At 67.0% G+C, this 19,046-nt stretch carries 17 protein-coding genes and 1 pseudogene; 9 read left to right on the top strand and 9 right to left on the bottom strand.

The window, feature by feature from the left end; genetic code table 11:
• The first annotated feature begins 219 nt into the window (after positions 1 to 219).
• The 4 genes from ACFXHA_RS18825 to ACFXHA_RS18810 are packed head-to-tail and all read left to right on the top strand — an operon-like array spanning position 220 to position 2,233.
• Positions 220 to 954, top strand: coding sequence for a rhomboid-like protein (locus tag ACFXHA_RS18825; RefSeq protein ID WP_379358252.1), 735 nt, complete (start codon positions 220 to 222; stop codon positions 952 to 954).
• A 23-nt stretch (positions 955 to 977) separates the two neighbouring features.
• Positions 978 to 1,655 carry an endonuclease NucS gene (gene nucS / locus ACFXHA_RS18820; RefSeq protein ID WP_379358251.1) on the top strand — a complete coding sequence of 226 codons (678 nt, stop codon included), beginning with the start codon at positions 978 to 980 and terminating at the stop codon, positions 1,653 to 1,655.
• 10 nt (positions 1,656 to 1,665) lie between these two features.
• On the top strand, positions 1,666 to 1,971 hold the full coding sequence (locus ACFXHA_RS18815; protein WP_379358250.1) for an ATP/GTP-binding protein: 306 nt from the start codon (positions 1,666 to 1,668) through the stop codon (positions 1,969 to 1,971).
• A gap of 25 nt (positions 1,972 to 1,996) precedes the next feature.
• On the top strand, positions 1,997 to 2,233 hold the full coding sequence (locus ACFXHA_RS18810) for a hypothetical protein (RefSeq protein ID WP_379358249.1): 237 nt from the start codon (positions 1,997 to 1,999) through the stop codon (positions 2,231 to 2,233).
• 25 nt (positions 2,234 to 2,258) lie between these two features.
• Here the strand turns inward: ACFXHA_RS18810 and ACFXHA_RS18805 are convergent, their stop codons facing one another.
• The 3 genes from ACFXHA_RS18805 to mce form a co-directional block, all read right to left on the bottom strand.
• Positions 2,259 to 3,101, bottom strand: coding sequence for a hypothetical protein (locus tag ACFXHA_RS18805; RefSeq protein WP_379358248.1), 843 nt, complete (start codon positions 3,099 to 3,101; stop codon positions 2,259 to 2,261).
• 198 nt (positions 3,102 to 3,299) lie between these two features.
• Positions 3,300 to 4,268, bottom strand: coding sequence for a hypothetical protein (locus tag ACFXHA_RS18800; RefSeq protein ID WP_379358247.1), 969 nt, complete (start codon positions 4,266 to 4,268; stop codon positions 3,300 to 3,302).
• An 86-nt stretch (positions 4,269 to 4,354) separates the two neighbouring features.
• On the bottom strand, positions 4,355 to 4,783 hold the full coding sequence (gene mce, locus ACFXHA_RS18795) for a methylmalonyl-CoA epimerase (protein ID WP_379358341.1): 429 nt from the start codon (positions 4,781 to 4,783) through the stop codon (positions 4,355 to 4,357).
• A gap of 158 nt (positions 4,784 to 4,941) precedes the next feature.
• Here mce and ACFXHA_RS18790 point away from each other — a divergent pair, with 158 nt between their 5' ends.
• The 3 genes from ACFXHA_RS18790 (at position 4,942) to ACFXHA_RS18780 (ending at position 7,612) form a co-directional block, all read left to right on the top strand.
• Complete coding sequence (locus tag ACFXHA_RS18790; RefSeq protein ID WP_379358246.1) at positions 4,942 to 6,126, top strand: acetyl-CoA C-acetyltransferase; 1,185 nt, start codon at positions 4,942 to 4,944, stop codon at positions 6,124 to 6,126.
• 195 nt (positions 6,127 to 6,321) lie between these two features.
• Complete coding sequence (locus ACFXHA_RS18785; protein WP_379358244.1) at positions 6,322 to 6,696, top strand: DUF3817 domain-containing protein; 375 nt, start codon at positions 6,322 to 6,324, stop codon at positions 6,694 to 6,696.
• A gap of 58 nt (positions 6,697 to 6,754) precedes the next feature.
• A complete protein-coding gene (locus ACFXHA_RS18780) occupies positions 6,755 to 7,612 on the top strand; it encodes a tetratricopeptide repeat protein (RefSeq protein WP_379358339.1) in 858 nt (285 codons plus the stop codon).
• Between the two features lie 71 nt (positions 7,613 to 7,683).
• Here ACFXHA_RS18780 and ACFXHA_RS18775 read toward each other — a convergent pair.
• A pseudogene (locus ACFXHA_RS18775) lies at positions 7,684 to 8,400 on the bottom strand (pyridoxal-phosphate dependent enzyme); the annotation flags it as partial.
• 22 nt (positions 8,401 to 8,422) lie between these two features.
• On the opposite strand from ACFXHA_RS18775, the gene ACFXHA_RS18770 reads away from it, so the two are divergent.
• On the top strand, positions 8,423 to 9,043 hold the full coding sequence (locus ACFXHA_RS18770; RefSeq protein ID WP_379358242.1) for a TIGR03086 family metal-binding protein: 621 nt from the start codon (positions 8,423 to 8,425) through the stop codon (positions 9,041 to 9,043).
• 50 nt (positions 9,044 to 9,093) lie between these two features.
• Here ACFXHA_RS18770 and ACFXHA_RS18765 read toward each other — a convergent pair whose 3' ends face one another.
• The 4 genes from ACFXHA_RS18765 to ACFXHA_RS18750 all read right to left on the bottom strand — a co-directional run bounded on the left by ACFXHA_RS18765 (position 9,094) and on the right by ACFXHA_RS18750 (position 14,319).
• On the bottom strand, positions 9,094 to 9,306 hold the full coding sequence (locus ACFXHA_RS18765; RefSeq protein ID WP_379358240.1) for a hypothetical protein: 213 nt from the start codon (positions 9,304 to 9,306) through the stop codon (positions 9,094 to 9,096).
• A gap of 124 nt (positions 9,307 to 9,430) precedes the next feature.
• Entirely contained in the window at positions 9,431 to 11,602 is a 2,172-nt protein-coding gene (gene glgB, locus ACFXHA_RS18760; protein WP_379358238.1) for a 1,4-alpha-glucan branching protein GlgB, read from the bottom strand.
• Between the two features lie 31 nt (positions 11,603 to 11,633).
• Positions 11,634 to 13,637, bottom strand: a complete 2,004-nt coding sequence (locus tag ACFXHA_RS18755; RefSeq protein WP_379358236.1) for an alpha-1,4-glucan--maltose-1-phosphate maltosyltransferase — start codon at positions 13,635 to 13,637, stop codon at positions 11,634 to 11,636.
• 22 nt (positions 13,638 to 13,659) lie between these two features.
• A complete protein-coding gene (locus ACFXHA_RS18750; protein ID WP_379358234.1) occupies positions 13,660 to 14,319 on the bottom strand; it encodes a PaaI family thioesterase in 660 nt (219 codons plus the stop codon).
• Positions 14,320 to 14,410: 91 nt separating this feature from the next.
• Between ACFXHA_RS18750 and glgP the strand changes: the two genes are divergently transcribed.
• Positions 14,411 to 16,978 (top strand): alpha-glucan family phosphorylase, encoded by a 2,568-nt coding sequence (gene glgP, locus ACFXHA_RS18745; RefSeq protein ID WP_379358232.1) that lies wholly within the window; start codon positions 14,411 to 14,413, stop codon positions 16,976 to 16,978.
• A 3-nt stretch (positions 16,979 to 16,981) separates the two neighbouring features.
• Here glgP and ACFXHA_RS18740 read toward each other — a convergent pair whose 3' ends face one another.
• Positions 16,982 to 19,036, bottom strand: a complete 2,055-nt coding sequence (locus ACFXHA_RS18740) for an AMP-binding protein (protein ID WP_379358230.1) — start codon at positions 19,034 to 19,036, stop codon at positions 16,982 to 16,984.
• Between the last annotated feature and the right edge of the window lie 10 nt (positions 19,037 to 19,046).

The raw sequence follows: 19,046 nt of genomic DNA, 5'->3' as shown, positions 1-19,046 counted from the left end.
GAACCCGGAAGCTAAGGCCACCTGCGCCGATGGTACTGCACTCGACAGGGTGTGGGAGAGTAGGACACCGCCGGAACATCATTCGCGAAACCCCCGACCAACTGGTCGGGGGTTTCTGCGTATCCGGATACTTTTCGTGTATCCCGGGTACATACCTAGACATATGGATCCACAGAAAACTCCCAGCGGACAAGCAGTTCCGCCGAGGATGGAACGACAATGATCGACAGCATGGTCATCGAGGCACAACCTGCCCCGCCGGTAGTCACCCGCCGGCGGTTTCGGCTGGGTTCCCTCTGGTTGCCCGCGACCTACAGCTATGTCGGGCTGGTGACGCTGGTGGCGGTGGCCCTCACCATGGTGAGCGCGTCGTCCGAGTCCCGAATCGTGTTGCATGCCAGCACGAATCTGCACAATCTGGCCAAGGGCCGGCTGGGCACCCTGTTCTCCAGCGCCTTCCTGGTGGGCGAGGGCGCGGCCACGGCGTTCATCATCGTCCCGCTGCTGGCCTGCCTGCTGGCGTTGGCGGAGCGCCGCTTCGGTGCGGTGAAGCTGGTGCACACCTTCTTCATCGGCCATATCGGCGCGACGGTGCTGGTGGCAGTGGGCCTGTGGGTGGCGGTCGCCTCGCACGTGATCCCCAGCAGTATCACCACCGTCGAGGACGTGGGCGTCAGCTACGGCGCGATGGCGGTCGTCGGCGCGCTGATCGCGGTGCTGCCCCCGCATCGCCGATTCGTGTGGGCGGCAAGCTGGCTCACGCTGGCGCTGGGTGGTGTCCTGGTGTGGCACACCTTCACGAATGTCGGTCACTTCCTGGCGCTGTGCCTGGGTCTGGGTATCGGTCGCCTGATGATTCGCCGTCAGGCGGCCCCCTTGCACCCGTTCAACTGGCCGGATTGGGTACTGCTGGCGGGTGGTTCGCTTTTCGCCTGCCTGATGCTGTTGGGCTGAATCGCGCTTACTAGACTCGACCGGTGCGCCTTGTGATTGCTCGTTGCCAGGTCGATTACGTTGGCCGTCTGACCGCCCACCTCCCCATGGCTCGTCGTCTGCTGATGATGAAGGCCGACGGTTCGGTGTTGGTCCATTCCGACGGCGGTTCCTACAAGCCGTTGAACTGGATGAGTCCGCCGTGCTGGCTGGAGGAGCGCGAAACCGACTCGGAGACAAGCCAACTGTGGGTTGTCACCAATAAGGCCGGAGAAGAGCTCCGGATCACGGTCGAGGACATCGAGCTCGATTCCAAGCATGAGCTCGGTGTGGATCCCGGCCTGGTGAAGGACGGCGTGGAGGCGCACCTGCAGGCGCTGCTGGCCGAGCACATCGAAACCCTGGGCCCGGGTTACACATTGATCCGTCGCGAGTACATGACGGCGATCGGCCCGGTCGACATCCTGTGCCGGGACGCGGACGGTTCGACGGTGGCGGTGGAGATCAAGCGCCGCGGCGAGATCGACGGTGTCGAACAGCTGACCCGCTACCTCGAACTCCTCAACCGGGACCCGCTGCTGGCTCCGGTCGCCGGCGTCTTCGCCGCCCAGCAGATCAAGCCGCAGGCGAAGACCCTCGCCAACGACCGTGGCATTCGTTGCGTCACCCTGGATTACGACGCCCTGCGCGGCACCGAGTCCGACGAATTCCGCCTGTTCTAACCTCGATACCATGCCCCGCCGGAAACCCCGACCCAAGGACTCCGCGCGCTCCCAGCAGGAGCCGCGGCCGATGGGTGACGTCTTCGGCCGCACCGAGCACGGCCCGGGTACCGACGAGACCTTCATCGTCCGTACGGTCCCCGGCACCCGCGCCACCAAGTCCTACCGCTGCCCCGGTTGCGACCAGATCATCCCGCCCGGCACCCCGCATATCGTGGCCTGGGCCGCCCACGACGGCGAGGACGACCGCCGTCATTGGCACACCGGCTGCTGGAAGGGCCGCAACACCCGAACCATCACCCGCCGCTGGTCCTGACCGCCCCGCGCCATCCGTTGCGGCCATGAAGGGCGCGCCCGCCGTCACCAACCCGGTGGTGCACGCGCTGAGCGCGAATGTCGACAAGACCGTCGGCGACGCGGGCCGGTCCGGCGACGCCGCAGGCTCCTTCCGGGTGGTGAAGGCGTTCGGCCGGTATCTCGGGCCGGATGAGATTCGGGCCGTCGTTGCCGTGCGGGAATGGTACGGCGGGCATCCCGAGATCCCGGACGATCAGCGGCCGAGGCAGTTTCGGCGCTGATCGCGGGGATCGGATCCGGTGATGGTCAGCTGCTCCAGAGGGTTCGGGTGCCGTCGGGGGACATCACCTTGACTTTGTAGTTCTGCCAGTCGATTTGGAGGTAGGCGCCCGGGTTGCCCTGGGTGCCGCTGGCCCAGACCGGGTTCTTGGCGGTGTGGCCGGCGTGGTCGTAGATGTAATAGGCGTAGGCGACGAGGTTTCCGTCGGTTTGCATTTGGCCGTCACAGCCGCCATTGGCGGGGACGGGGCGGTAGGGGGATTCCCATTTGTGGTTTCCGGCCGCATCCTGCAATACGAATATGCCGGGGGCTTCGAGCCAGAATTGGCCCTGGGTCGACACGATCGAATTCTGGTTGATGCCGAACCAATGGCCGGATTCGGCCTTGTCGGCATGCGGCGGGGGTGGCGGTGGGGGCGGGGGAGCCACGGGCGGACGGACCTGGCCGGGTGGCAGGAAGGGGTTGGTGGGGTCCGGGGGCGGTGGCGGGGCGGGCTCGATGAGAGTCAGTGCGCTGTAGGGGATTCCATTGAGGATCGGGCCACCGCCGACGGCTTCCAGGGCGTGGCCGTTCACGTGCGGCACGTTGTTGGTGTATCCGATGGATACGCCCATGACCTCGTATTTGCTGCCCTGATACGAGACGATGCTGCCGGGCTCGTAGTAACCCCGCTGTGCGGCAAGCGCATTGGCCTGATCGAGAGTCATGGCGGGCGGCGGCGCCGGGGGCGCGGGCGGTGCCGGGGGCGGGCTGACCAGCGTCAGTGCTTGGGTGGGAACGGAATTGATGATCGGACCGCCACCGACGGGCTCGATATCGTGGCCGTTGAGGGTCTGCACGCCATTGGGGTAACTGAAAGAAACCCCCATGACCTGATATTGCTGACCTTGATATAAGACGATACTGCCGGGTTGGTAATAAAGAATATCGCTCACAAATAAGGTTAGGCGCGGATTCGTCTCAGGGTCAACGTCTCTGGGCACACCGGCCGGTCGGAACAATAAGGAAGGCCGCTTCCGGATCGGAAGCGGCCTTCGAACGGCTTCGGGTTGTCGCCCGTTGATGAATTAGCTGGAGACGTCGGCGTTTTCGCGCTCGTCGACGTAGTCGTCGTCATCGCGGGCGTCGGAGATGGCCTTGCGACCGCCCTTGAGGGAGCGCTGTTCCGGTGCGCCGTCGAGCAGTTCGCTTTCGCGGTTGACGGCGGCGAGCATGGCCGGGACCGAGTCGAGCTGGCCACGGATGCCGAGCAGCTGGGCCAGGACGCGGCCGCGGAGGACACGCATTTCCTCGGCAAGTTCCTTGGCGTGCGCGATCTTTCGATCCGCGGTGTTGGTCGCCGAGGTGATGAGGCGGTTGGCCTCGTCGGTGGCGTCCTTGATGCGCTGGGCGGCCTCGGCGCGCGAGGTGGCCTCGAGCTCTTCCATGGCGCGGGTCAGCTTGGTGCGACGCTCCGCCATGGTGACCTCGAAGTCCTGCTGCGTCGCCTTGCGCTTGGCGTCGGACTCCTTGGTGAGGCGGTCGGCCTCGGCATTGGCGGCTTCGACGATCTTCGCCGACTCGGAACGGGCATTGGCGAGGGTCTGCTCGAATTCGATTTCGAGCGCTTCGCGCTTCTCTTTGGTTTCGGAGAGGAGCGATTCGTACTTCCCACGCATTTCGGTCGCCTGCTGTTCGGCGATCGAGATCATCTCCGCGGCCTCGGCCTGGGCCTGCGCGCGCACCTCGGAAGCCTCGTCGGAGGCCAGGCGCAGCATGCGGGAGATGCGATCGGACATGCCTTCGGCGGTGGTCGGCGGCACCGAAAGCCGGTCGACCTCCTTACGGAGCTCGTCGATCTCGTCCCGGGCGTCCTCCAGCTGGGCCGCCAGGTTGCGGGCCTGGGCTGCGGCGGCATCGCGATCGGTAGCGGTGACCCTTAGCTCGGCATCGAAACGGTCGAAGTAGTTACGCACCTCGTCACGGTCATAGCCCTTCCGCACAACGGTAAAGGGCAGTGCAACGAAGCGATTACGATCGGGCTCAGTGGACGACATGCCCCACAAACTACAGCGTGACGACCACTGATGGTGACCCGACCGCGAATGTTGTTACAGCCTCTTTAGGGTGCCGGATCCCGGTACTAGTGGGTAGTTTTCGCCGCCGGTTCGACCAGTTCTACCAGCACACCGCCAGCATCCTTGGGGTGGATGAAATTGATGCGGGAACCGGCCGTTCCACCGCGCGGCTCGGCGTACAGCAAACGCAAGCCCCGTTCACGAAGTTGCGCGGAAACCGCCTCGACATCGGTGACCCGATACGCGAGCTGCTGCAGGCCAGGCCCGTTTCGATCGATGAACTTCGCGATCGTCGACTCCTCGTTCAGCGGAGCCAGCAACTGCAGAGCAACCGAGCCTGTCGGCGTGCCGGGCACCGACAGCATGGCCTCGTGCACGCCCTGCGCCTCATTGATCTCGCGATGCGTCTCGACCATGCCGAGATTGTCCCGGTACCAGGCGACCGCCGAATCGAGATCGGGCACAGCGATACCCACATGATCGACGGCGACGATGTATTCGGAAGGGATGAATTCGGTCTTCTCGGTAGTGCTCACACCACGAACGGTAGCGCGCACCCACATACCCTCGCCGAAGTGCTGCGAGTTACCGTGGAGTACTGCTCCGATGGTTGGCGGAGCGGCACCCAAACGACGTAAGCGAGGCCCTCATCGTGTCCACCACCTCCGTCATCGTCTCCGGCGCGCGCACCCCGGTCGGCCGGCTGCTCGGATCGCTGAAGGACTTCAGCGGCTCGGACCTGGGCGGTATCGCCATCAAGGCGGCGCTGGAGAAGGGCGGGGTCGCGCCCGAGCAGGTCGACTACGTGATCATGGGTCAGGTGCTCACCGCGGGCGCGGGCCAGATCCCGGCCCGGCAGGCCGCGGTCGCCGCCGGCATTCCGATGGACGTTCCGGCGCTCACCATTAATAAGGTGTGTTTGTCCGGTATCAATGCAATTGCCCTGGCGGATCAGCTGATTCGCGCCGGCGAGTACGAGATCGTGGTCGCGGGCGGCACCGAGTCCATGTCCCAGGCCCCGCACCTGCTCGAGCGCAGCCGCGAGGGCTACAAGTACGGCGACGTGAACCTGCGCGACAGCATGGCCTACGACGGCCTCTACGACATCTTCACCGACCAGCCGATGGGCGCGCTCACCGAGCAGCGCAACGACGTCGAGCCGATCAGCCGCGAAGACCAGGACGCCTTCGCCGCCGCCTCGCACCAGAAGGCCGCTGCCGCTTGGAAGAACGGCGTCTTCGCCGACGAGGTCACCCCGGTCTCCATCCCGCAGCGCAAGGGCGACCCGATCGTCTTCGCGCAGGACGAGGGCATCCGCGCCGACACCACCGCCGATTCGCTGGGCAAGCTGCGCCCCGCCTTCCGCAAGGACGGCACCATCACCGCGGGTTCCGCCTCGCAGATCTCCGACGGCGCGGCCGCAGTCATCGTCATGTCCAAGGCGAAGGCCGAGGCGCTGGGCCTGAGCTGGATCGCCGAGATCGGCGCTGCCGGTGTGGTCGCCGGTCCGGACTCCACCCTGCAGGACCAGCCCGCCAACGCCATCGCGAAAGCCTGTGCCAAGGAGGGTATTTCGCCCACCGATCTGGACCTGGTCGAGATCAACGAGGCCTTCGCCGCCGTCGGCATCGCCTCGACCCGCAAGCTCGGCATCGACGCGGACAAGGTGAACGTCAACGGCGGCGCCATCTCCATCGGCCACCCGCTCGGCATGTCCGGCGCCCGCATCGTCCTGCACCTCGCCCTCGAGCTGAAGCGCCGCGGCGGCGGCATCGGCGCGGCCGCCCTGTGCGGTGGCGGCGGCCAGGGCGACGCCCTGATCATCCGCGTCAAGTAAGCGGATTCGGCTATAACCGACGGCCCCGGCTCGAAATGAGCCGGGGCCGTTCGGCTTTGGGGTGTTGTGCCGCGCTTGTGCGTTTTGGTGGGGGTTTGGGGGCGAAGCCCCCTGGAAAAAATCTCTCCACCCGCAGAAAGTGGGTGTGACCAGCTCCACTACGGAGCGTCGTAGCCGTCGGGCAGAATAGACCGCATGGGTGATCTCTTCGACCTGTCTACGGTCGCGAAGCGTGTGCGGTTCTTCGGTCTGCTGGAAGTGCCGTCCTGGGTGCTGTTGTTGGGCGTCGGGTCGGTGTTGAAGCGCGCGGACCAATTCGGCATCGCCGATCATCCGATCAAGTGGCCGGTCATGGTGTTCGGCCTGCTGCACGGCGTTATCTTCCTGGCCTACCTCATCAACTGTCTGCTCGCATCACGTGAGTTCGAATGGCCGGGGAAGATCACGGCGCTCGCGGTGGTCTCCTCGGCGGTTCCGTTCGCCTCGTACTTCTTCGAGCGGTGGGCGATCAAGTCCGGTCATCTCGGTGAACTGAGCGCAGCCGCGGCACCCGCCGCCGCGCTTCCGTGACAAACTGGATGTCGTGACTCGACCCGCACGCCGTCCCTCAGCCGCCGCAGCCGCCGCCATGTCGGGCGCGGTTGACCTGTCCGCCCTCAAGCAGCCCGCCGCTTCCGCCGCGGATGTTCCGGGTGATCACGCTGTCACCGAGGCCAATTTCGAGGAGCGAGTGCTGCGGCGCTCCACCCAGGTGCCGGTGGTGGTGGCGCTGTACTCGCAGCGCAGCCCGGGCAGCATCGAATTGGTGAAGCTGCTGGAGAAGCTGGTCGCGCAGAACGGTGGTGACTGGGATCTGGCCACCGTCGAGGCCGAGGCCAATATGCGCATCGCGCAGGCGTTCGGCGTGCAGGGCATCCCGACCGTGGTGGCCGTGGCCGCCGGTCAGCCGTTGGCGGACTTCACCGGCAATCAGCCCGAGGAGCAGGTCACCCAGTGGCTGGCCGCCGTGATCGACGCGGTGCGCGGCAAGCTCCCCGGGGTCGGTGAGGGTGAGGCCGTCGAGTCCGAGGTCCCCGAGGATCCGCGCTTCGTCGCCGCCGAAGAGGCTTTGGAGAACGGCGATTTCGATGCCGCTATCACCGCCTACCAGGCCATCCTGACCGCCGAGCCGAACAACGCGGAAGCCAAGGCCGCCCTGCGTCAGGTCCAATTCCTTTCTCGCGTCCAGGAACTCGACCCCGCCGCCACCGCGAAGGCCGACGCCGACCCGTCGGACCTGGACGCCGCGATCGCCGCCGCCGACCTGGACATGTTCAACCAGCAGCCGGAAGCCGCCTTCGACCGCCTCATCGCCCAGGTCAAGCGCACCGCCGGCGACGACCGCACCCGAGCCCGCACTCACCTCCTGGAACTCTTCGAACTCTTCGACCCCGCCGAGCCCATCGTCATGGCCGCCCGCCGCAAGCTCGCCGCGGCCCTGTACTGAGTTTCAAGATCAGGGAGCTCTCACCGCGGGAATTCGGACAGAATTCCGCAGTGAGAGCTCCCTGATCTTGTTCAGACCTTGGGGAGGGCGGCGAGGGCGGCGTCGATGCGGGGTTGGGGGAGTTCGAAGTCGGGGATTTCGCCTGCCAGGTAGCGCTCGTAGGCTGTCATGTCGAAGTGGCCGTGGCCGCACAGGGCTGTGAGGAGGACCTTCGGCTCGCCGGACTCCTTGCAGCGGTTCGCCTCTTCGATGACGGCCGCCAATGCGTGCGAAGGTTCCGGAGCGGGGAGGATGCCCTCGGTCTTCGCGAACAGGACTGCGGCGGCGAAGCATTCGCGTTGCTGCTTGGCGATCGCCTCGAACGAGCCGAGCTCGTACATGTGCGACAGCAACGGCGACATGCCGTGATACCGCAGCCCGCCCGCGTGCACCGGGTCGGGGATGAAGTCGTGGCCGAGGGTGTGCATCTTCATGAGCGGGGTGAAGCCCGCGGTGTCGCCGAAGTCGTAGGCGTAGATGCCCCGGGTGAACGACGGGCAGGCTGCGGGCTCGACGGCGCGGATGACGGGATCGGCTCGGCCCGCGAGCTTTTCGCGCAGAAACGGCAGGAACAAGCCCGCGAAGTTGGAGCCGCCGCCGGTGCACCCGACGATCAGGTCCGGCAGTCGTTCCCCGGCCGAAGCGAACTGTTTCAGCGCTTCCTCGCCGATGACGGTCTGTCCAGGGTGCGCCTGAGAACAGACCGGTGGTGTCGAATTCGCCGGATTTTCCCTCTGTTGCTCGACGGCTCAAGTTAGTAAGCTAGTGCGTATGATAAGCACGTACGAACAATTGCTGGCGTCGGGGACCGAGCTTCTCTCGTTCGACGCCCGGGCGGTACGCACCAGCATCGAGGTGGTGGAGGGCTTGACCGCCGCCGATCTGGAACGGCCTACCCCCTGTGAGGGATGGAATCTGCGAAACCTGTTGGAGCACTGCATCGTTCAGCACCGCGGCTTCGCGGCTGCTTCGCGTGGTGAGGATGATCTCGCGCTGTGGAAGCCGCAGCCGCTCAGTGATGATCCGGTCGCCGAGTACCGGGAGGCCGCCGAGGAGGTGCTCGCGGCGTTCGCGGAGCCGGGTGTGCTGGAGCGGCAGTTTCCGCTGCCGGAGGTCCGCGACGGCATCGTGATTCCCGCGCCGCTGGCCATCAGCTTCCACTTCATCGACTACATCGTGCACACCTGGGATCTCGCCCGCGCGCTCGGAAAGACCGTCGAATTCGATGACGACCTGCTGGCCGCGGGCCTGCCGGTGGCCGAGGCGGTACCGCAGGGCGAGCATCGTGAGCAGCCGGGTTCGTCGTTCGCCCCGGTCGTGGACGCGCCGGAGGCGTCCGGGCTGGATCGGATTCTCGCGGTCCTGGGGCGTTCGCCCGCTTGGCCGGAGTAACCGACGCCCGCGGTTCCCCACACTCCCCGCAGGGTGGGGAACCGGTTGTGCTACTTGGCCGGTCCGGCCTTATCGCTGCCGGTGAAGATGTCGGACAGACTCTTCACGATCTGGGAGGATCCGGTGCCGGTCGGGTCGGGCTCGCCCGGCGCGATGATCGGCGTGGCGCTGACGTGGTCGTCAGCGGCAGCGATGCCCGCGCCCGCGGTCAAGATTCCGGCCGCGGCCGCACCGATGAGCGCGAAGGTTCCCAGCTTCTTCATGCAGATTCATTCCTTCGGGGTGTAGATGGCAATTCGGTTGCGACGCCGCTGGTTCCAGTCGTACCCGCTTCCATTCGGAAATGGTTGACCTTGATTTCCGTGCCCCGATCGTCGGGGGCATGCTTCAGTCGTGTGCGGCGGGAGGGTTTTTCGACAACCAGAGAGCGCTGTGCGGTGCGAGGGTCAGGGCCACCGAGATCGGTCGGCCGTGCCACGGCAGCGGCTCCGCGGAGATCGCCGCCGATCGGCCGATGCCACTGCCGCCGTAGGCGAGGGCATCGGTATCGAGCACCGGGTACCACGAATCCGGTTCGGGCCCTGGCAATCCGATGCGATAGTCGTCGTGGCGGCGGCCCGAGAAGTTGTAGACGCAGGCCAGGATCGATCCGTCGGTGCCGTAGCGCAGGAACGACAGCACATTGTTGTCGCGATCGTCGGCGTCGATCCAGGCGTACCCGCCGGGTGAGGTGTCCTGGCTCCACAGCGCCGGGGACGCCACGTAGAGCCGGTTGAGATCGCCGACCAGCGACTGAATGCCTTGGTGTAGTGGGTTTTCCAGCTCGTGCCAATCGAGGCCGCGATCGTGGTCCCATTCCCGGAACTGCCCGAACTCCTGGCCCATGAACAGCAGTTGCTTGCCGGGATGCGCCCACATGTAGGCCAGCAGCGCGCGCACCCCGCTCGCCTTGGTGAAATCGTGGCCGGGCATGCGGGTCCACAGCGTGCCCTTGCCGTAGACCACCTCGTCATGACTGATCGGGAGCACGTAATTCTCGCTCCAGGCATACGTCAGCGAGAAGGTGATCTCGTTGTGGTGCCAGGTCCGGTACACCGGGTCGTGGGCGAGATACCCGAGGGTGTCGTGCATCCAGCCCATGTTCCATTTCATGGTGAATCCGAGGCCGCCGACCTCGGTGGCGCGGGTGACGCCGGGCCAGGTGGTGGACTCCTCGGCGATGGTCAGCACACCCGGATGATGCTTGTGGACAGTCGCATTCATCTCCTGGAGGAACGACACGGCCTCCAGGTTCTCGCGCCCGCCGTGGATGTTCGGTTCCCAGTCCGGACGCGAGTAGTCGAGGTAGAGCATGGCGGCGACGGCGTCCACGCGCAGGCCGTCGAGATGGAATTCCTCGATCCAGTACAGGGCATTCGCGACCAGGAAATTGCGGACCTCGTGCCGGCCGAAGTTGAAAACGTAGGTGCCCCAGTCGAGTTGCTCGCCGCGACGGGGGTCGGAATGCTCGTAGAGGGCGGTGCCGTCGAATCTGGCCAGCGCCCACTCGTCGCGCGGAAAGTGCGCGGGCACCCAGTCCAGGAGCACTCCGATGCCGTTGCGGTGCAGGTGATCCACCAGATAGCGGAAGTCATCGGGGGAGCCGAAGCGGGCCGTCGGCGCATAGTAGGAGGTGACCTGGTAACCCCACGAGCCGCCGAACGGGTACTCCGCCACCGGCAGCAACTCGACGTGGGTGAAGCCTTGGGCGACAACGTATTCCGTGAGCTGCTCGGCGATCTCGCGGTAACCGAGCCCGGGACGCCAGGAACCCAGGTGCACCTCGTAGACGCTGACCGGGGTGCGCAGCGGATCGGTGGCGGTGCGGCGGCGCAGCCAATCCCCGTCGCCCCAGGTGTATTCGCTCGCGGTGATCACCGACGCGGTCGCGGGCGGTACTTCGGTGGCGAAGGCCATCGGGTCGGCGTGATCGACGGTGCGACCGTCGGCTCCGTGCACGCGGTACTTATAGAGCGCCCCCGGGCCGAGTCCGGGCACGAACAGCTCCCAGATCCCGGAATCGCCGAGTTTCCGCATGGGCGCGGTGTTCCCGCTCCAGCCATCGAAGTCACCGATCACCGCGACGCCACGGGCATTGGGGGCCCAGACCGCGAAGGCCGTGCCGGTCACCTCGCCGTCGAGGGTCGGGTAGCGCCGCGGGTGCGCGCCGAGTACCTCCCACAGTTGTTCGTGGCGGCCCTCGCCGAGCAGATGCAGGTCGACCTCGCCGAGGGTGGGCAGGAAGCGGTAGCCATCGGCATCGACCACCGTGCGACCGCCGGGATAGGAGGTGACGATGCGGTAGTCCCACAGCTCCGGGAAGGGCACGACCGCCTCGAAGACCCCGTGCTCGCTGTGCGCCAGTGGATGATCCACCCCGCCGATCCGGGCCGCGACCGTCTCCGCGTGCGGCCGCAGTACCCGGATGATCGTCCCGTCCGGATGCGGGTGCGCACCCAGGACGGTATGCGGATCGGGATGGGTGCCCGCCGCCAGCAGCAGGAGGTCGCGTCTGTTCATCGGCAGACTCTGCGCATCTGAAGTGATCTACTCACCGGAACGACCGGCGATGGGCGAGCTCGGTGCGCGCGGCCGCCGGAACCGGCGGCAGCGCGACAATGTGTGCCACCGCGCGGGCCGGGTCCAGGCGCACGTAATTGCTCTGCCCCCAATGCCATTCCTCGCCGCTGATCTCGTCGTACACCACCGGCCGGTCGTGCCATTCGCGGCCGATGGCGGGCAGATCCAGCGAGACATGCCCCTGCTGCGCGCCGAACGGGTCGAGGTTCACCACCACCAGCACGGCGTCACCGGTGGTGGGGTCGAGCTTCGAGAACGCCAGCAGCGCATCGTTGTCGACCGCATGGAAATGAATGCAGCGCACCTGCTGCAGTGCCGGATGCGCGCGCCGGATCTCGTTGAGCCGGGTCAGCCACGGCTCCAAGGATTCCCCGCGCGCGGCCGCCTCGGCGAAACGCCGCGGGCGCAGCTGGTATTTCTCCGAGTCCAGGTATTCCTCGCTGCCCGGCTGCGCGGCTTGATGCTCGAACAACTCGAAACCGGAGTACACACCCCAGCTCGGCCCGAGCGTGGCCGCCAGCACCGCGCGGATGGCGAACATGCCGGGCCCGCCGTGCTGCAGACTCTCGTGCAGGATGTCGGGCGTGTTCACGAACAGATTGGCCCGCGCCTCATCGGCCTTGGCGGCCAATTCCCTGCCGAATTCCTCGATTTCGTGCTTGTGGGTACGCCAGGTGAAATACGTATAGGACTGCGTGAATCCGCGACGCGCCAATCCGTACATGCGGGCCGGGCGAGTGAATGCCTCGGACAGGAAAATAATGTCCGGACGTTTCCGGTGCACCGCCGCGATAAGCCATTCCCAGAAGTCGGCGGGTTTGGTGTGCGGATTGTCGACCCGGAATATGGTGACGCCCAAGCCGATCCAATGCCGTATCACCCGCAGCACCTCGGCATAGAGCCCGTCCGGATCGTCGTCGAAATTCAGCGGATAGATGTCCTGATACTTCTTCGGCGGATTCTCCGCATACGCGATGGTGCCGTCCGGCAGCGTGGTGAACCATTCCGGATGCGACACCACCCACGGATGGTCGGGCGCGCACTGCAGCGCCAGATCCAGCGCCACCTCCATACCCAATTCCCGTGCCGCCGCGACGAAATCGAGGAAGTCGGCCTCGGTGCCGAGCCTCGGGTGGATGGCGTCGTGACCGCCTTCGGCCGAACCGATGGCCCACGGCGAACCGACATCCGACGGTCCGGCCGTCAGAGAATTGTTGGGTCCCTTGCGGTTCACCGTCCCGATCGGATGGATCGGCGGCAGGTACACCACGTCGAAGCCCATGGCGGTGATGCGCGGCAGCTCCTTGACGGCGGTGGCGAAATTGCCGTGCACCGGTCGGCCGTCGGCATCCCAGCCGCCGGTCGAGCGCGGGAAGAATTCGTACCAGGCCCCGTAGAGCGCGCGCTGCCGCTCCACCTGGACGATATGCAGCGGGCCGTGAGTCACCAACTCGCGCAGCGGTGTTGCCCGCAGGATCGCGCCCACCTCGGCGCTGAACGCCGCGGCCACCCGGGCGGGCAGTTGCGCGTCGCTGCGCAGCGCGGCGGCCGCGTCACGCAGGATCTCCCACTGCTGCCGGGGCACCGCCTGCGCGGCCCGATCCAGCAGGCGCGCGCCGAGTTCCAGATCATTGGCCAGATCCGCGGCGCTCTGCCCCACCGCGAGCTTGGCCTCGACACCGGAGCGCCAGGTGGCGATGGGGTCGCCCCAGCCCTCGATCCGGAAGGTCCAGCGACCGGGCTTGCCGGGGGTGAAGACCGCGTTGAACACGTCCGGCTCGTACTCCGGGGTCATGCGAATGCGCTGTGTGCGAGCCGAACCCGGGCCGCGCACCGCGAGCGTGGCGGCGACCGCCTCGTGGCCCTCGCGCCAGACCACCGCCCGCACCGGGATCACCTCACCGACCACGGCCTTGGACGGCCGGCCGCCGGGGATCGCGGGGGCGGTGTCATCGATTGCGATGCGGCCGGTCACGCCCCTGAACTTACCGGAGCGACTACTGCTGGCCCGGCTTGAGGAGTACGAACAGGCCGTGCGCCTCGGCACACAGCCGGTCGCCGTCGTGCAGGGTGGCACGCACGAACACCTTGCGGCCCTCCTGCCGCTCCACCCAGCCGTGCACCTGCAGCTCGGTGTTCAACGGCGTGATCGACCGGTAGTCGACGTGCAGGAAGGCGGTGCGGGTGGCCTGCTTGGTGTAGACGGCCGCGGTCATGCCGAGCAGATCGTCGAAGCCCAACGCGATGTGGCCGCCGTGCGCGGCGGCATTGCCACCCAGATGGAAGGTGCGGAAGGTGATGCGCGCCCGCACCCCGTCCTTGCTCGCGGAGTCGACCAGGAACGGCGGCAGCGTCAGATTGCCGCGCGCGGGCAGGTCGTTGCGATGCCAGGACGGGGCATTCCACTCGTCGACCTGCGCCTCGTCGAGCTTGGCGTTCAGCTCCTTCAGCGTGGCGATGACATCCAACGCCAGGTCATCGGACGGGTCGGCGAGCCGCACCCGGTCCATCAGCCCGCGCACCTGCTCGATGAACTCCCCGTAGTGGACGCCACCCTTGGTGTTGTCGCGGCCCAGTTCTCGGATCGGCCGAAACCCGCCCTCGTGATGCTCCTGGGTGGGCTGGTCCTCGACCGCCTCGATCTGCTGCTCGCTCATATGAAACACGTTATCGGTTGCTTAGCGCTTGCTCACGTCGGGGCGGTGTTAGTGAGCTGCGGCAACACGTCCACAGGTAGGGTCTACAGGGGTGAAGGCACTGCGTCGATTCACCGTTCGCGCCCATTTGCCGGAGCGGCTCACCGCACTGACAGAGTTGGCGACCAACCTGCGCTGGTCTTGGCATGGGCCGACACAGGATGTGTTCGCCGAGCTCGATCCGCAGCTGTGGGTAGAGGTCGGGCACGATCCGGTGCGGATGCTGGGGGAGGTTCCCGCTGAGCGGCTCGATGAGCTGGCGGCGGACGATGCCTATATACGGCGAGTCGACGCTGCGGCTGCGGACCTGAGCGACTATCTGGCCCGCCCGCGCTGGTTCCAGAAGCAGCAGCGGGGGCCACGCGGAATCGCCTACTTCTCCATGGAATTCGGCGTCACCGAGGTACTGCCGAACTATTCGGGTGGGCTCGGGATTCTGGCGGGCGACCATCTGAAGGCCGCCTCGGATCTCGGGTTGCCGCTCATCGGCGTCGGATTGCTGTACCGCTCAGGCTATTTCCGGCAGTCGCTGACCGCCGACGGCTGGCAGGCCGAGCACTATCCGGCGCTGGATCCGATGGGATTGCCGCTGCGCATGCTCACCGAAGGCGGTGCGCCGGTACTCATTCACGTGGCCATGCCCGAGGGCCGGGTACTGCGGGCGCGGGTGTGGATCGCGCAGGTGGGCCGGATTCCCTTGCTGCTCTTGGACTCCGATATCGCCGAGAACGATCCCGAGTTGCGCGCCGTCACCGACCGGCTCTACGGCGGCGACCAGGACCACCGCATCAAGCAGGAGATCCTGGCGGGGATCGGCGGCGTGCGCGCGGTGCGGGCCTACACCCGCGCCAACGGCCTGCCGGACCCGGACGTCTTCCATATGAACGAGGGCCACGCCGGTTTCCTCGGCATCGAGCGCATTCGCGAATACATGTCCGCCGGAATGGATTTCGACTCCGCGCTGACCGCCGTGCGCGCCGGGACGGTATTCACCACCCACACCCCGGTCCCCGCCGGGATCGACCGCTTCGCCGGGGCGCTGGTCCGGCGATACTTCGGCGGCGCGCACGGGGAACGCGAATCGCTGGTGCTGCCCGGTGTTTCGGTGGACCGCATCCTGGCCATGGGCCGCGAGGCCGACCCCTCGGTCTTCAACATGGCACACCTCGGACTGCGACTCGCCCAGCGCGCCAACGGCGTTTCGAAACTGCACGGCGAGGTCAGCCGCGCCATGTTCGCCCCGCTGTGGCCGGGTTTCGACGCGTCCGAGGTGCCGATCGGCTCGATCACCAATGGCGTGCACGCCCCCACCTGGGCGGCGCGCGAATGGATCGACAAGGCCCGCGAACTCATCGGCGACGAACTCGTCGAGGAGGCGCGCGGCTGGGAGCGCCTCTGCGATGTGGATCTGCGCGAACTGTGGTCCACCCGAAATGCCCTGCGCGGCATCCTGGTCGACGAGGTGCGCCGCCGCGTGCACGCCTCCTGGCTCGAACGCGGGGCCGCCCCCGCCGAACTCGGCTGGATCGACCAGGTCTTCGACCCGAACGTGCTGACCGTCGGCTTCGCTCGCCGCGTCCCGACCTACAAGCGGCTCACCCTGATGCTGCGTGATCCCGAACGCCTGCGCGCCATGCTGTTGGATCCCGAGCATCCGGTGCAGCTGGTGGTGGCGGGCAAATCCCATCCCGCCGACGACGGCGGCAAGGCGCTCATCCAGCAGATCGTGCGCTTCGCCGACGATCCGGCCGTGCGGCACCGCATCGTCTTCCTGCCCGACTACGACATGTCCATGGCCCGCTACCTGTACTGGGGTTGCGATGTCTGGCTCAACAATCCGCTGCGCCCGCTCGAGGCGTGCGGCACCTCGGGCATGAAGTCCGCGCTCAACGGCGGCCTCAACCTGTCCATCCGGGACGGCTGGTGGGACGAGATGTACGACGGCGAGAACGGCTGGGCCATCCCCACCGCCGACGGCGTACGCGACGACCACCGCCGCGACGACCTGGAGGCCTCGGCGCTCTACGAGCTGCTGGAACGCGCGGTGCTGCCGCGCTTCTACGACCGCGACCACGACGGGCTGCCGGTCCGCTGGATGGAGATGGTCCGCCACACCCTGCAGACCCTCGGCCCGAAGGTGCTGGCCTCGCGCATGGTTCGCGATTACGCCGTCGACTACTACACACCCGCCGCCGCGGCCTTCGGCGCGGTGTCGGCCGACGATTTCAAGGGCGCGCAGGAGCTGTCGGTGTATCGCCGCCGCATCGAATCCGCTTGGCCCGGTGTGAAAGTCCTGCAGGTGGACAGCTCCGGCCTGCCCGACATCCCGGTGATCGGCGCGGAACTCGCGCTGCGCGCCCGCATCGATCTGGCCGGGCTCACCCCGTCCGACGTGAGCGTGCAGGCCGTGCTGGGCCGGGTCTCACCGACCGACGACCTCACCGACACCCACACCTTCCCGATGCGGCATCACGGAACCGATTCCGGGGCAGAGGTTTTCACCATCTCGACCCCGGTCCCGATCTCCGGCGCGGTCGGCTACACGATCCGCATCCTGCCGCACCATCCGCTGCTGGCGTCCGATGCCGAGTTCGGCCTGATCGCTACGCCCAGCCCGTAGCGATCAGGTCGGTGCGATCAGCGTCCGCTTCAGGATCTTGCCGGTCGGGTTGCGCGGCAACGAATCCAGGAAGGTGACGTCGCGCGGCACCGAGAAGCGGCTGACCCGGTGGCGGATGTAGTTGCGCACCATGTCGGAGTCGAGACCGGAGCCGGGCCGCTTCACCACGAAAGCGGCCAGGCGCTGGCCGAATTCGTGATCGGGGACGCCGACCACCGCCACCTCGGACACCTGCGGCAGATGTGAGAGCGCCTCCTCCACCGCGCGCGGGAAGACGTTCTCGCCACCGGAGATGATCATCTCGTCATCGCGCCCGGCCACGAACAACTTGCCCGCCGCATCCAGGAAACCGACGTCACCGGTGTCGAGCATGCCGTCGGCCTCATCGGGTGGGGTGGCATCGGTGTAGCCGTCGAAGAGCATGTGATTGCCGACGAAGATGCGCCCGGTCGCGCCGACCGGCACCGGCCGCCGATCCGCGCCCAACACACCGAGTTTCGTGCCCAGCGGCGGGCGGCCCGCCGTGGTGGGGGACATGCGCAGATCCGCCGGATCGGCGATGGACGCCCACGACACCTCGGTGGAGCCGTACACGTTGTAGAGGATGTCGCCGTAGGCGTCCAGGAACTTCAGCACCGTCGCACCCGCCAGCGGCGCACCGCAACTGGCCACGATGCGCAGGCTCGACAGGTCGTAGCGGGCGCGAACATGCGTGGGCAGGTCCAGGATTCGGTTCACCATGATCGGCACCACGATCAGTGCCGTCACCTTCTGCTCGGCGATGCGGCGCAGACAGTCCTCGGCGTCGAAGCGGTCACCCAGCAGCACCGTGGCCCGGATCGCCGTGGAGATCTGCAGCGCGCCCAGACCCCAGGTGTGGAACAGCGGGGCGGGGATGAACATGGTCTCGTTGGTGCCGAACGGAATTCGCGACAGCAGTGCCGCCACCGTCCCGAAACCCTTGGGGTGCGGTCGCCGCGCGCCCTTGGGTGTTCCGCTGGTCCCGGAAGTGAGCACCACCAGCCGGCCCGGCCGGGGCGGCTTGCGCGGCGGCTCCTGCCGCATGGCGATCAATTCCTCGATGGTGGTGCGGCCCGGATCCGGCGGGATGTCGTCGCTGGTGAAGCGGGGCAGTTCGGTGGGCAGATACCGCACCAGATGCTCGAATTCGCTGTCCACGAACAGCGCCGAGAGTTGATGCCGCGCCACGATCTCCTCGACCTGGCGCGCGGGCAGCCCGGTGTTCAACAGCACCGCGTCCGCACCCGACTTGCCCGCCGCCACCATGCACTCGACCATGCCGGTGTGATTGCGGCACAGCAGCCCGATCGCGGTGCCCGGCCCGAAGCCGAGCGCGGTGAACGCGCCCGCCAAAGCGCTGGTGCGCGCGTGCAATTGGTCGAAGGTGCTGGCGTACCGGTCGTCGATCACGGCCGCCCGCTGCGGTGAGTGCGCGGCCGCCGCCGCGTAGCCGCCGCCCAGGCTGAAGCCCCACTTGGCCAGTCCGCCGATCTGTTTGAGCCCGACATCGGGCCGGTAGGTGCGCACCACCCCGGAGGCCACCATCTGCTTGACCACGCCGGCCTGCAGCTTCATCGGCGAGTCCTCGCCATTGACGATGAGCGAGCTCGGCGTGCCCGCGATCAGATCGCCGACCCGTTTCAGACCGGCCTGTGTCCAGGCCACCACCGTCGAATTGGGCAGCTGGGCCAGGATCGGATGCACCTGTCCCGCCTTGAAATACGTGACGTAGACCCGGGTTCGCTCACCGTCGCCGCGCAGCCGGATCGCGACGAAGCTGCCGTGGTCGGGGCAGTGCAGCTCGAAGCCCTCGCCGGGCTTGGTGACGTGCAGTTGCACGCGCAGCACCTGGATATCGATGCCGTGGCCACCGACGCGCATGAGCAGGGTCGGATGGGTGTCGACGGTGTCGAGTTGTTCGCACGCGCCGATTCCGGAAAATAGCCGGGGGTAGGTCTGCGGGTCGAGCAGCGCATCCCAGATCGCTTTGCGGGCGGTCGCGAACTCCGCGACTGCGTCGATGACATCGGTAACCACTGCCGCACTA

The sequence above is a fragment of the Nocardia sp. NPDC059240 genome, assembly GCF_042753865.1.
Lineage (GTDB): Bacteria > Actinomycetota > Actinomycetes > Mycobacteriales > Mycobacteriaceae > Nocardia.
This window is presented reverse-complemented; position numbering and strand designations above follow the sequence as displayed.

Excerpts from the sequence above, each read along its gene's own strand:
- ACFXHA_RS18780 (WP_379358339.1), top strand. The coding sequence starts at position 6,755 with ATGTCGGGCGCGGTTGACCTGTCCGCCCTCAAGCAGCCCGCCGCTTCC.
- ACFXHA_RS18810 (WP_379358249.1), top strand. The coding sequence starts at position 1,997 with ATGAAGGGCGCGCCCGCCGTCACCAACCCGGTGGTGCACGCGCTGAGC.
- ACFXHA_RS18800 (WP_379358247.1), bottom strand. The coding sequence starts at position 4,268 with ATGTCGTCCACTGAGCCCGATCGTAATCGCTTCGTTGCACTGCCCTTT.
- ACFXHA_RS18785 (WP_379358244.1), top strand. The coding sequence starts at position 6,322 with ATGGGTGATCTCTTCGACCTGTCTACGGTCGCGAAGCGTGTGCGGTTC.
- ACFXHA_RS18815 (WP_379358250.1), top strand. The coding sequence starts at position 1,666 with ATGCCCCGCCGGAAACCCCGACCCAAGGACTCCGCGCGCTCCCAGCAG.
- ACFXHA_RS18825 (WP_379358252.1), top strand. The coding sequence starts at position 220 with ATGATCGACAGCATGGTCATCGAGGCACAACCTGCCCCGCCGGTAGTC.
- ACFXHA_RS18805 (WP_379358248.1), bottom strand. The coding sequence starts at position 3,101 with ATGGGGGTTTCTTTCAGTTACCCCAATGGCGTGCAGACCCTCAACGGC.
- glgB (WP_379358238.1), bottom strand. The coding sequence starts at position 11,602 with ATGAACAGACGCGACCTCCTGCTGCTGGCGGCGGGCACCCATCCCGAT.
- ACFXHA_RS18750 (WP_379358234.1), bottom strand. The coding sequence starts at position 14,319 with ATGAGCGAGCAGCAGATCGAGGCGGTCGAGGACCAGCCCACCCAGGAG.
- ACFXHA_RS18770 (WP_379358242.1), top strand. The coding sequence starts at position 8,423 with ATGATAAGCACGTACGAACAATTGCTGGCGTCGGGGACCGAGCTTCTC.
- ACFXHA_RS18765 (WP_379358240.1), bottom strand. The coding sequence starts at position 9,306 with ATGAAGAAGCTGGGAACCTTCGCGCTCATCGGTGCGGCCGCGGCCGGA.